This window comes from Inquilinus sp. (assembly GCF_057815775.1).
Genome location: NZ_JBYRFX010000534.1, coordinates 1 through 11,258, shown reverse-complemented (window position 1 = coordinate 11,258; position 11,258 = coordinate 1). Strand labels below are relative to the sequence as shown.

The following is an 11,258-nucleotide window of genomic DNA, read 5'->3' as shown; positions in this document are numbered from 1 at the left end:
GTCACGAACAGGCTGACCAGGACGATCGCCGCCGGGGTGAACATGATCTGCAGCCCATGGGCCTGCAGCCACGGCCCGAGCAACCCCTGGGCACCGTACAGGAACAGGTAGACCACGCCGGCGACGATCGGCGAGACCGAGAACGGGATCTCGATCAGCGTGGTCAGCAGGCGCTTGCCGCGGAACTGGAACTTGGCGATGGCCCAGGCGGCCATCACCCCGAACACGGTGTTCACCGGCACCACGATCAGCGCCGTCGTCACCGTCAGGCCGATCGCGTCCAGCGTCTCGCTCTCGCCGATGTTGCGGGCGAACACGGCGACCCCGGCGGAGAAGGCCTGGACGAAGATCACCACGATCGGCGCCACCAGCACCAGCAGGGCGGCGACCAGGGCCAGGCCGATCAGGACGCGGCGGGTCCAGCGCCCCTCGCCGATGCGTGGCGAGCGCAGCCGGCGCGTGCTGGCCGGCGCGGCCGCGGCCGGCGGGGTCACGCTGTCAACGGCGATCGACATGGCGCAGGAACCGGGCCTGGAGCAGGTTGGTGGCGAGCAGGATGACGAAGGCGGCGGCCAGGATGGTCATCGCCAGCGCCGCCGCGGCGGCATAGTCGTATTCCTCAAGCCGGATGAAGACGAGCAGCGAGGTGATCTCGGTCTGCATCGGCCGGTTGCCGGCGATGAAGATGACGGCGCCGAATTCGCCCAGCGATCGGGCGAAGGCCAGGCTGCAGCCGGCGACGAAGGCGGGCAGGATCGCCGGCCAGACCACGTGGCGCAGGGTCGACAGGTCGCCGGCGCCCAGGGTCCGGGCCGCTTCCTCGACGCCGGGGTCGAGATCCTCCAGCACCGGCTGCACGCTACGCACCACGAAGGGCAGGCTGGTGAAGGCCATGGCCATGGCGATGCCCAGCGGCGTGTAGGCGACGGAGATGCCGATTGCGGCCAGCGGCGCGCCGAACCAGCCGTTCTTGGCGAACAGCGCGGTCAGGGCGATGCCGGCCACCGCCGTCGGCAGGGCGAAGGGCAGGTCGACGATGGCGTCCAGCAGCCGCCGCCCGGGGAAGCGGTAGCGCACCAGCACCCAGGCCAGCAGCAGCCCGATCACGCCGTTGAACACCGTCGCCCCCAGTGCCATGCCGAGGGTGAGCCGGTAGGTGGCGAGGGCGCGGGGCGACCCGACGATGGCCAGGAACTGCGCCGGCGTCAGGCTGGACGCCTTCAGCGCCAGGGCGCCGAGCGGCAACAGCACGATCAGCACGAGATAGACCAGGGTGACGCCCAGCGTCAGCCGGAAGCCGGGCAGCACCCGGCGCCGGGCGGGACGAGGGGCGTCAAGCGCGGTGCTGGTCATGCCGGCACCTCAGGCCATCGCCTGAGCGATAAAACGCGCCGTCACTGGTTGACGAACACGCTGTCGAGGATGCCGCCGCTGGCGAAATGCTCGGCGTTTACCTTGTCCCAGCCGCCGAACACCTCGTCGACCGTCAGCAGCGTCACCGCCGGGAACACCTCGGCGTGCTTGGCGGCGATGTCGGCCAGGGTCGGGCGGTAGAAATTCTCGGCCAGGATCTCCTGGCCCGCCGGCTGGTACAGGAAGTCGAGATAGCCCTTGGCCAGTTCGGCGGTGCCGCGGGCATCGGCGACCTTGTCGACCACCGCCACCGGGAAATCCGCCTTCAGGCTGGTCGGCGGCACGATCACCTCGAAGCCCTTGTCGCCGTATTCCTTCTGGATGCCGCGGGTCTCGGCCTCGAAGGTGATCAGCACGTCGCCGGTCTCACGCTCGACGAAGGTGGTGGTGGCGCCGCGCCCGCCGGTGTCGAACACCGGCACCTGCGACAGCACGGTCTTGACGAAGACCTTGGCCTTGTCCTGGTCGCCGCCATTGGCCCGCAGCGCCCAGGCATAGGCGGCGAGGTAGGTGTAGCGCGCGTTGCCCGAGGTTTTCGGGTTCGGGAACACGGCCTGGACGTCGCTGCGCCCCAGGTCGCCCCAGTCCTTGATCCCCTTGGGGTTGCCCTTGCGCACCAGGAAGGCGGGGAAGGAGTAGTAGGGCGAGGCGCCGTTCGGGAAGGCCGACTGCCAGCCTGCCTTGACCGCGCCGCCCTTCTCCAGCGCCGTGATGTCGGTGGCCTGGTTGAAGGTCACGACATCGGCCTGCAGCCCTTCCAGGATCGACCGCGCCTGCTTCGACGTGCCGGCATGCGACTGCTCGATCTTCACATCCTGGCCGGTCTTGCCCTTCCAATAGGTCTGGAAGGCCGGGTTGATGTCGGCGAACAGCTCGCGCCCGACATCGAAGGAGGCGTTGAGGATCGAGGTCTCGGCCCGCGCCGCAGTGCCGCCGGCGAACAGGCCGGCGACCAGCGCCAGCGCCAGGAAGGAACGCTTCATCGAAATCTCCTTGGAAGAATGCTCAGGCGGCCTGACGGGCTGGGAACAGGCCGAAATGGCTGGTGCCGACCTGCAGCGTCTCGCCGGCGGCGGGCAGGCGTGTGGCCAGCTGGCGGCGATGCCATTCAAGGTCGATCGGGATCGCGCCGTGTTCGGTCACCGCCTCGACCCGCACCAGCGGGCCGATGACGTTGACGCTGCGGATCGCGATCGGGAAGGCGTCGCTGCGCGCTTCCTGCGGCAGCAGGTCGTGCGGCCGGATGAACAGCTCGCCGGCGCCGTCCGGCCCGGCATAGCCGGCCGGGCGCGGCAGGATGGCGCCCTCGACATCGACCCGGTCGGGTCCGATGCGGCAGGGCAGGCGCACGGCCTGGCCCAGGAATTCGTAGACGAAGGGCGTCGCCGGCCGCTCATAGACCTCGGTCGGGCTGCCGATCTGCTCGACCTTGCCGTGGTCCATCACCACCACTTGGTCGGCTAGCTCCAGCGCCTCCTCCTGGTCATGGGTGACGAAGACGGTGGTCAGCTTCAGGGTCTGGTGCAGCTCGCGCAGCCAGCGCCGCAGGTCCTTGCGCACCCGGGCGTCGAGCGCGCCGAAGGGCTCGTCCAGCAGCAGGATGCGCGGCTCGATTGCGAGGGCGCGGGCCAGGGCGACGCGCTGGCGCTGGCCGCCGGACAACTGGTCGGGGTAACGGTCGCCGAATTTGTCCAGCTGCACCAGGGCCAGCAGCTCCTTCGCCCGGGCGCGGATCGCCTCGGCCTCCGGCCGGGTCTGGCGCGGCCGGACCTTCAGGCCAAAGCCGATGTTGTCCAGCACTGACATGTGCCGGAACAGGGCGTAGTTCTGGAACATGAAGCCGACCTGGCGGTCGCGCACGTCGACGGCCGACATGTCGAGACCGCCGATGCGCAGCGACCCGGCATCGGCATGTTCCAGCCCGGCGATGATGCGCAGCAGCGTGGTCTTGCCCGAGCCGGAAGGGCCGAGCAGCGCACAGAGATGCCCCGCCTCGATGTCGAGGCCGATCCCCGACAGGGCGGTGAAATCCTGAAACCGCTTTTCGATCCCGCGAAGCTCGACGCGCATCGATTCCGCTTTCTTTTAACGTAAATTCAAGCCTTCAATCATAGCGGAGCGTAGAAACCGCGCCAGTGGAAAATCCATGGAGCGTGGGGCGGGGCGATATAATTAGACTAGTTTTTCTTGTATTATAAATGCGCAGCCCTTCTTCTTGTCATCCTCGGGCTTGACCCGAGGATCCAGGGGCTTTCAAGGGTGGCTCTTCGTGGCCCCTGGATTGCCGGGTCAAGCCCGGCAATGACAAGAGGAAGGGGGCGGTGCCTAAACGTCCCCGGCCGGCTCCAGCTGGATGACGGCGCTGTCGATCAGCACCTTGCCGCGGTTCTCGAAATTCACCGTCACCCGGTTGCCGATCACCGATTGCACCTGGCCGGGGCCCCAGTCGGGCTGGGTCGGATGCCGCACCCACATGCCGGGCGCCAGGCCGAAATCCACGCCGAACCCGTTCTCGACCATCGCCTGTCCCGCCCATCCCGTTGCCCCGGCACGTTGCCACGGATTGCGGGGGCGCGTCAGCGGCGTTACACCCTGAGAACACCGGGAGTTGCCATGCCCATGGACGATCGTCCGCCCTGCCGTCCCGAAACGCTGGCCGCCCGCCTGGACGGCTATCTCTGCGGCGACACCGGCGCGATCGTGCCGCCGATCCATCCATCCTCGACCTACGCCCGCGATGCCGACTACGCCCAGATCGGCGGCCGCGGCTACAGCCGCGACGACAACCCGACCTATCTCCAGGCCGAACACCTGCTGGCCCAGCTCGAAGGCGGGGCGGCGGCGATGCTGTTCGCCTCCGGCATGGCGGCGATCGCGGCGCTGTTCCAGGCCTTGCAGCCGGGCGACCATGCCGTGGTCTCCCGCGACATGTATTTCGGCACGGCCAAGCTGCTGCGCGAGGTGCTGATGCCCTGGGGCCTGTCCTGCGACATGGTCGATACCACCGACCTCGACGCCCTGCGCGCCGCGGTCCGGCCGGGGGTGACGAAGCTGGTCTTCGTCGAGACCCCGGCCAACCCGACCTGGGCGGTGACCGACATCGCCGCCGCCGCGGCCATCGCCCATGACGCCGGGGCGCTGCTGGCGGTCGACAACACTTCGGCCTCGCCGGCGCTGTGCCGGCCGATCGCGCATGGCGCCGACCTGGTGATCCATTCCGCCACCAAATACCTGAACGGCCATTCCGACGTGGTGGCCGGCGCGGTGGTGACGGCGGCGGATACAACGTTGTGGCAGCGGGTCGGCCGGATCCGCTTCCTGGCCGGCCCGGTGCTGGGCCCGTTCGAGGCGTGGCTGCTGCTGCGCGGCATGCGCACCCTGTTCATCCGGGTGCGCGCCGCCGGCGCCAACGCCCAGCGCATCGCCGAGCATTTCGACGGCCATCCGGCGGTGGCCCAGGTCTGCTATCCCGGATTGCCCGGCTTCCCCGGCCACGCCATCGCGGCGCGGCAGATGGAGGGCGGCTTCGGCGGCATGCTGTCGCTGCGCCTGGCCGGCGGCCGCGACGCGGCGCTGCGCGCCATCTCCCGGGTCCGCATCTTCATCCGCGCCACCTCGCTGGGCGGCGTCGAAAGCCTGATCGAACACCGCGCCACGATCGAGAAGGAGGACGGCACCGTGCCCGACGATTTGCTGCGGCTGTCGATCGGCATCGAGGCGGTGGAAGACCTGATCGCGGATCTGGAACACGCGCTGGCGGATGGGTAGGGCCCGATCCTACCCCCCTGTCATGCCCGGACTTGATCCGGGCATCCAGAGTCTGTCGATATCTTCTGGATTGCCGGGTCAAGCCCGGCAATGACAGGAATAGAGGGAACAGCCGGCACGAACCGGCACGACCAATGACAGGGCGGCATGACGGACAGGGAAACGGGCGCCTTCGTCGAATTCGTCGACGTGGCCAAGACCTATGACGGCGAGACGCTGGTGGTGCGGGGACTCGACCTCGCCATCCGCCAGGGCGAATTCCTCACCCTGCTCGGCCCCTCGGGCTCGGGCAAGACCACGACGCTGATGATGCTGGCCGGCTTCGAGACACCGACCCGCGGCCATATCCTGCTGGAGGGCAAGGCGATCGACGCGCTGCCGCCCTGGCGCCGCGACATCGGCATGGTGTTCCAGAACTACGCCCTGTTCCCGCACATGACGGTGCGCGAGAACGTGGCCTTCCCGCTCAAGGTGCGCGGCATCACCGGGGCGGACGCCGAAAAGCGGGTCGAACGCGCGCTCGACATGGTCAAGCTCGCCGGCTTCGGCGGCCGCCGGCCGGCCCAGCTGTCCGGCGGGCAGCAGCAGCGCGTCGCCCTGGCGCGGGCCCTGGTGTTCGAGCCTCGGCTGGTGCTGATGGATGAGCCGCTCGGCGCGCTCGACAAGCAGCTGCGCGAGCACATGCAGCTCGAGATCAAGCATCTGCACCGCTCGCTCGGCGTCACCGTGGTCTATGTCACCCATGACCAGGGCGAGGCGCTGACCATGTCGGACCGCATCGCCGTGTTCCATGAGGGCGGCATCGACCAGCTGGCGACGCCCGACGACCTCTACGACCGGCCGGACACCGCTTTCGTCGCCCAGTTCATCGGTGAGAACAACCGCCTGGCGGGTACGGTCGACGCGGTGGCGGACGGCAAATGCACGGTCACGGTTGATGGCGGCGGCACGGTGCTGGCGACGCCGGTCGGCGGGGCCGGGCAGGGCAGCCGCGCCACCCTGTCGATCCGGCCGGAGCGGGTGCGGCTATCGCCCGGTGCCGAGGCCGGGCCGAACCGCTTCCCGGCGCGGATCGAGGAGCTGATCTTCCACGGCGACCACACCCGCGCCCGGCTGGCGCTGCTCGGTCGCGACGATTTCGTGCTGAAGCTGACCAACGCCGACGGCCGCCCGGGCCTGGCGCCGGGCGAGACCGTCACCGTCGGCTGGTCCGCCGCCGATTGCCGGGCGCTGGCGGGGTAGGGGGCGCTCATCCATTCGGGAGAGGCATGATGGATGATCGAGAGATCAGGCTGTTTTCCGCGCAGATCCTTTCGGCTCTCCTTGCCAAGGATATTGGCAAGCTGAAGGCCTTGGCTCCCGAGATACGCGGCGGCCTGGAGATGTATTTCGCGGAGATCGCCGGGTATCCGCAAACCTTGGTGGCGCCCAGTGCCGATGCCGAGGATCTTTTCTGGATCATCGAGCTGCCGCGAGAGCAAAGCTGGAGCGTCGATCCCTTCTTTGCCTTGGAATCGGGAGAGAACTCCGACCTCGACGTCAGGATGACCGTCAGGCGCGACGGTGAGGCGTTCGTCGCAGATATCAGGGATATTTTGGTGCCCTGACATCGGCTTCGTGCTGGCGGGGTAGGGCGCTCGCCTCAGGTCGTGACCTGGGCCCGGTCCGCGGCCGCCTGGGCGATGATCGCGGCACGGTCCGGCCGCCGGGCGGCGTTGCGCGCCTGGGCCAGGGCCACCACCTCGGCCGGTGCGGTCTCGGGGCGGCCGGCATCGAACGGCGGCGCCGGCGCGTATTCCAGGCCGAGCTGGATCGATTGCGCCACCGTCGCGTCCGCCAGCTCCGCCGCCAGGGTGAGGGCGAAGTCGATGCCCGCCGTCACGCCGCCGCCGGTCAGGATATGGCCGTCGCGGACCACGCGGCCGGGGTCGGGAATGGCGCCGAACAGCGACAGCTCGTCCCGCCAGGCCCAGTGGCAGGCGGCGCGCTTGCCCTCCAGCAGTCCGACGGCGCCGAGGATCAGCGACCCGGTGCAGACCGAGGTGACGTAGCGCGCGCCGGCGGCCAGCCGCCGGATCTGCGCGAGATAATCCGGGTCGCGCATGGCGTCGAGACAGCCGAACCCGCCGGGCACGCACAGCACGTCGCAGCGCTTCACCTGTTCCAGCCGGGCGAGGCCGGAGAAGGTCAACCCTTCGGTCGTGACCGGCGTGCCGCCCATCGACGCGACCAGCACGGTCGCACCCGGCAGGCGCGACAGCACCTGGTGCGGGCCGGTGAAGTCGAGCTGGGTGACGTTGGGATAGATCGGGAAAACGATGGTGATCTCGGTCATCGGGCGGCCTCCACGGTGCGATTGACAGCGCCACTATCGCCGGTCAGTGTCATGTCGGAAACGACACTGATCCCTCATTTTCAGTCATGACCCGTTCGATCGGCTTCCTGGTCTTTCCCGGCTTCAACATCCTCGACCTCACAGGGCCGCTGGCGGCGTTCGACACGGCGTCCCGCGACCTGTCGCCGCCGGCTTACCGCCTGCAGGTGGTTTCGGAGCAGGGCGGCGCAGTCGAAAGTTCGGCCGGCCTGCCCGTGCTCACACAGCCGCTCGGGGACGGCTCGGCGTTTGACACGCTGATGGTCGCCGGCGGGCGGGGTGTTGACCGGGCGGCGGAGTCGCCGCGGCTGCGGGCGTTCATCCGGGACGCGACCGCGGCGCGGCGGCTGACGAGCGTCTGCTCCGGCGCCTTCCTGCTGGCCGCCGCCGGCGTGCTCGACGGTCGGCGGGCCACCACCCATTGGCGGCAGGCGGCGGCGCTGCAGCGCCTGCACCCACGCATCCGGGTCGAGGCCGACCGAATCTATATCCGGGACGGGCCGATCTGGTCCTCGGCCGGGGTCACGGCCGGCATCGACCTCGCCTTGGCCCTGATCGAGGAGGATCTGGGCATCGACGCCGCGCGGGCGACGGCCCGGACCCTGGTGGTCTATCACCGCCGCCCGGGCGGGCAGTCGCAATTCTCGGCCCTGCTGGAGCTCGATCCGCCGTCGGATCGCATCCGGGCCGCTCTGGCCTTCGCGCGGGAGCACCTGCGCGAGGCCTTGCCGGTCGACCCGCTGGCCGAGGTGGCGCGTCTCAGCCCCCGCCAGTTCGGGCGCGCCTTCCTGGCCGAAACCGGGCAAACGCCGGCCAAGGCGGTCGAGCGCCTGCGGGCGGAGGCGGCCCGGCCGCGGGTCGAGGACGGCATCGAGCCGATCGAAGCGATCGCCCTCGACCTCGGATTCTCCGACCCGGAGCGGATGCGCCGCGCCTTCCTCCGTGCTTTCGGCCACCCGCCCCAGGCGATGCGGCGGGGTGGGCGGCGGCCCGACGGTCTGCTCTACTGCCCGCCCAGCGCGCGGTAGATCTTCATGCCGGCGCGGCCGGTCTGCGGCATGCCGGCGCGCTGCTCGGCCTGGGAGATGGCGGCGCGGGTGGCGGGGCCGACCTTGCCGTCGGCCTGGCCGCCGATGTCGTAGCCCTGGGCCAGCAGCAGCTGCTGCAGCCGCAGGCGCTGGGCCCGCGACAGGCCGGGGTCGTCGGTCGGCCAGGGCGTGCGCAGCGCCGGCCCGCCGGAGATCCGGTCGGCGAGGTGGGAGATGGCGATCGCGTAGGATTCGGCCGCGTTGTAGGAATAGATCGCATCGAAGTTGCGGAACACCAGGAAGCCCGGGCCCCGAGGCCCGGCCGGCAGCAGCAGCCCCGCCTGGGCGTTGCCCGACAGCGGTGCCCCGTCGGCGCGGGTGACGCCGCGCTGGGCCCAGGCCGACAGCGGGTCCTTGTCCTTGCGCCCGGTCGGGCCGTTGTAGCCGGCCGGCACCTTGACCTCGATCATCCAGGGCTGGCCCGGCTGCCAGCCGGCGCGCTTGAGGTAGTTGGCGGTGGAGCCGAGCGCATCGGCGACTGAGCCGACCAGGTCGCGCCGCCCGTCACCGTCGAAATCGACCGCCAGGCGCTGGTAGGTCGACGGGATGAACTGGGTCTGGCCGAAGGCGCCGGCCCAGGAGCCCTTGAGCTCGTCGAGCCGGAGGTCACCGGCATTGACCAGCTTCAGCGCCGCCATCAGCTCGCCGCGCCAGAAATCGGTGCGGCGGTCGCCGGCGCAGACCAGCGTGGCCAAAGCGGACGGCAGGAAATAGCCGCCGGTCTCCTTGCCGTAGTCGCTCTCGACGCCCCAGACCGCGGCGACGACGAAGCGGTCGACGCCGAAGCGCTGCTCCACCTGCCGCAGCACCCGGTCGTATTTCGCCACCATGGCCCGGCCGTCGGCGACGCGCTGGTCGTCCACCAGGAAGGCGAGGTAGTCCCAGATCGGCGTCACGAATTCCGGCTGGCTCTGCGAGAAGCGCAGCACGTTGTCATCCGGTGCGGTCAGCCCGTCGAAGGCGCGCGAGGTGATGTCGCGGCTGACACCCGCCTTGATCGCGCTGTCGGCCAGGCCGGCGACGCAGGAGGAGAAATCCGCCAGGGCAGGGCCGGCGGACAGCAGCGGCACCAGGGCCACGAGGGCGGCCTTCCAGCCGAACAGGGGTGACGTCATCGGGGTCCTTGCAGTCCGGTCCAGGGAATCGGCCCGGGAATCGGCCGGGCCGCGCCCGCCGATCCTCGCCGATCCCTCCGGCGCCGACAACCCGGGCGACTGCGCCTAGATCTGCACCGATGTCATCCCGGCGGCGGGATAGCGCGTGCCGGCGGCGGCGCCGGCGGGGATGGCGGCGTCCAGCCGGGCAAGATCCTCCGCGGTCAACGCCACCGGCAGGGCACCCAGATTCTCCTCCAGCCGGGCGATCGAGCGGGTGCCGGGGATCACCACCACATCCTCGCCCTGGGCCAGCACCCAGGCGAGGGCGAGCTGCGACGGCCGGCAGCCCTTTTCCGCCGCCAGGGCCTCGAACTGCGCGACCAGCGCGCGGTTGTGGGCGAAATTCTCCGGCTGGAAGCGTGGATGCGCCGCCCGTCGGCCGTCGATCTGCGACAGGTCCTGGATCGCGCCGGTCAGGAAGCCGCGGCCGAGCGGCGAATAGGCGACGAAGCCGATGCCGAGCGCGCGGGTGACGGCGCGGGTCGCTTCCCCTTCGGTGCGGTACAGCAGCGAATACTCGGTCTGCACTGCCGCGATCGGATGCACGGCATGCGCCCGGCGGATGGTGTCGGCCCCGGCCTCGGATAGGCCGAGATGGCGCACCTTACCTTGCTCCACCAGCCGGGCCATGGCGCCGACCGTGTCCTCGATCGGCACGGCAGGGTCGACCCGGTGCTGATAGTAGAGATCGATGATGTCGACGCCGAGCCGGCGCAGGCTGGCCTCGCAGGCCTGGACCACATAGTCCGGCCGGCCGTCGACGCCGTTCGGTCCGCCCTCGCGCCGGGTCTGGCCGAATTTGGTGGCCAGCACGACCTGGTCGCGCCGGCCCTTGAGGGCGCGGCCCAGCAGCTCCTCATTGTGGCCCCAGCCATACATGTCGGCGCTGTCGAGATGGTCGACGCCCTGGTCGATGGCGTGGCGGATCAGGTCTTCCGATGCCGCATCGTCGGCGGCGCCATAGACGCCCGAGAGCGGCATCAGGCCGAGCCCGACCGCGGAGGCGGAAAGCCCCCCGAGCCGGCGATGCGCGATGGTGTCAGCCGGTGTCGATGTCATGATCCATCCTCCCGATCGGGCCGTCCTGAGCCGCCGCCCGGGGGCGACGGCATGTGGGGAAGCGGCCGCTCCGGCAGGGCAGGGGCGTTATCGAAGGCGCCATGCCGGCGGGGGCGGACCGTTCATCGCCATGATGGCGCGCGGAACGTCCGACGCCAAGGCGGTTGTGGCGCGGAAATTCCCAGAACCGTCATTGCGAGCGCAGCGACGCAATCCAGGGGGGCGGTGCCGCTGGATCGCTTCGCCTTCGGCTCGCGAGGACGGCGTTGGGAGGAGGGCCCGGGTGGGGCGCGCCGACCGGCACCTACGACCCGGTGTCGCACATCTATCATGTCGACAAGAGCCGGAATGACATCATCTTCACCTGCAAATCCCCGGGCTATCGCGACAAGACCGTGT

At 70.0% G+C, this 11,258-nt stretch carries 12 protein-coding genes; 4 read left to right on the top strand and 8 right to left on the bottom strand.

Going from position 1 to position 11,258, the window contains the following annotated elements; all coding sequences use genetic code 11:
• The 5 genes from AC3XYG_RS18680 to AC3XYG_RS18660 form a co-directional block, all read right to left on the bottom strand.
• Positions 1-515: ABC transporter permease family protein (locus AC3XYG_RS18680; protein ID WP_489141362.1), on the bottom strand; the 515-nt coding region annotated here is incomplete at its 3' end.
• A complete protein-coding gene (gene cysT, locus AC3XYG_RS18675; RefSeq protein WP_489141361.1) occupies positions 499-1,353 on the bottom strand; it encodes a sulfate ABC transporter permease subunit CysT in 855 nt (284 codons plus the stop codon). The genes AC3XYG_RS18680 and cysT, both read right to left, overlap by 17 nt.
• Before the next feature lie 41 nt (positions 1,354-1,394).
• Positions 1,395-2,396, bottom strand: coding sequence for a sulfate ABC transporter substrate-binding protein (locus AC3XYG_RS18670; protein WP_489141360.1), 1,002 nt, complete (start codon positions 2,394-2,396; stop codon positions 1,395-1,397).
• A gap of 22 nt (positions 2,397-2,418) precedes the next feature.
• Complete coding sequence (locus AC3XYG_RS18665) at positions 2,419-3,483, bottom strand: sulfate/molybdate ABC transporter ATP-binding protein (protein ID WP_489141359.1); 1,065 nt, start codon at positions 3,481-3,483, stop codon at positions 2,419-2,421.
• A 255-nt stretch (positions 3,484-3,738) separates the two neighbouring features.
• Positions 3,739-3,933 carry a DUF3553 domain-containing protein gene (locus AC3XYG_RS18660; protein WP_489141358.1) on the bottom strand — a complete coding sequence of 65 codons (195 nt, stop codon included), beginning with the start codon at positions 3,931-3,933 and terminating at the stop codon, positions 3,739-3,741.
• A gap of 99 nt (positions 3,934-4,032) precedes the next feature.
• On the opposite strand from AC3XYG_RS18660, the gene AC3XYG_RS18655 reads away from it, so the two are divergent.
• The 3 genes from AC3XYG_RS18655 (at position 4,033) to AC3XYG_RS18645 (ending at position 6,788) form a co-directional block, all read left to right on the top strand.
• Entirely contained in the window at positions 4,033-5,181 is a 1,149-nt protein-coding gene (locus AC3XYG_RS18655; protein ID WP_489141357.1) for a trans-sulfuration enzyme family protein, read from the top strand.
• Positions 5,182-5,328: 147 nt separating this feature from the next.
• Positions 5,329-6,423 (top strand): ABC transporter ATP-binding protein, encoded by a 1,095-nt coding sequence (locus AC3XYG_RS18650; RefSeq protein WP_489141356.1) that lies wholly within the window; start codon positions 5,329-5,331, stop codon positions 6,421-6,423.
• Positions 6,424-6,449: 26 nt separating this feature from the next.
• The gene (locus AC3XYG_RS18645) at positions 6,450-6,788 is read left to right on the top strand and encodes a hypothetical protein (RefSeq protein ID WP_489141355.1); all 339 of its coding nucleotides are present in this window, start codon (positions 6,450-6,452) and stop codon (positions 6,786-6,788) included.
• A gap of 35 nt (positions 6,789-6,823) precedes the next feature.
• Here AC3XYG_RS18645 and AC3XYG_RS18640 read toward each other — a convergent pair whose 3' ends face one another.
• Complete coding sequence (locus tag AC3XYG_RS18640; protein ID WP_489141354.1) at positions 6,824-7,516, bottom strand: DJ-1/PfpI family protein; 693 nt, start codon at positions 7,514-7,516, stop codon at positions 6,824-6,826.
• Positions 7,517-7,602: 86 nt separating this feature from the next.
• Between AC3XYG_RS18640 and AC3XYG_RS18635 the strand changes: the two genes are divergently transcribed.
• Entirely contained in the window at positions 7,603-8,583 is a 981-nt protein-coding gene (locus AC3XYG_RS18635; protein ID WP_489141353.1) for a GlxA family transcriptional regulator, read from the top strand.
• Here the strand turns inward: AC3XYG_RS18635 and AC3XYG_RS18630 are convergent.
• Positions 8,559-9,758 (bottom strand): lytic murein transglycosylase, encoded by a 1,200-nt coding sequence (locus AC3XYG_RS18630; RefSeq protein WP_489141352.1) that lies wholly within the window; start codon positions 9,756-9,758, stop codon positions 8,559-8,561. The two genes, AC3XYG_RS18635 and AC3XYG_RS18630, sit on opposite strands and share 25 nt — an antisense overlap.
• A gap of 105 nt (positions 9,759-9,863) precedes the next feature.
• Complete coding sequence (locus tag AC3XYG_RS18625; RefSeq protein ID WP_489141351.1) at positions 9,864-10,859, bottom strand: aldo/keto reductase; 996 nt, start codon at positions 10,857-10,859, stop codon at positions 9,864-9,866.
• Between the last annotated feature and the right edge of the window lie 399 nt (positions 10,860-11,258).

Coding starts and splice junctions, on each gene's coding strand:
- AC3XYG_RS18635 (WP_489141353.1), top strand. CDS start 7,603: ATGACCCGTTCGATCGGCTTCCTGGTCTTTCCCGGCTTCAACATCCTC.
- AC3XYG_RS18640 (WP_489141354.1), bottom strand. CDS start 7,516: ATGACCGAGATCACCATCGTTTTCCCGATCTATCCCAACGTCACCCAG.
- AC3XYG_RS18645 (WP_489141355.1), top strand. CDS start 6,450: ATGATGGATGATCGAGAGATCAGGCTGTTTTCCGCGCAGATCCTTTCG.
- AC3XYG_RS18625 (WP_489141351.1), bottom strand. CDS start 10,859: ATGACATCGACACCGGCTGACACCATCGCGCATCGCCGGCTCGGGGGG.
- AC3XYG_RS18630 (WP_489141352.1), bottom strand. CDS start 9,758: ATGACGTCACCCCTGTTCGGCTGGAAGGCCGCCCTCGTGGCCCTGGTG.
- AC3XYG_RS18670 (WP_489141360.1), bottom strand. CDS start 2,396: ATGAAGCGTTCCTTCCTGGCGCTGGCGCTGGTCGCCGGCCTGTTCGCC.
- cysT (WP_489141361.1), bottom strand. CDS start 1,353: ATGACCAGCACCGCGCTTGACGCCCCTCGTCCCGCCCGGCGCCGGGTG.
- AC3XYG_RS18660 (WP_489141358.1), bottom strand. CDS start 3,933: ATGGTCGAGAACGGGTTCGGCGTGGATTTCGGCCTGGCGCCCGGCATG.
- AC3XYG_RS18650 (WP_489141356.1), top strand. CDS start 5,329: ATGACGGACAGGGAAACGGGCGCCTTCGTCGAATTCGTCGACGTGGCC.
- AC3XYG_RS18665 (WP_489141359.1), bottom strand. CDS start 3,483: ATGCGCGTCGAGCTTCGCGGGATCGAAAAGCGGTTTCAGGATTTCACC.
- AC3XYG_RS18655 (WP_489141357.1), top strand. CDS start 4,033: ATGGACGATCGTCCGCCCTGCCGTCCCGAAACGCTGGCCGCCCGCCTG.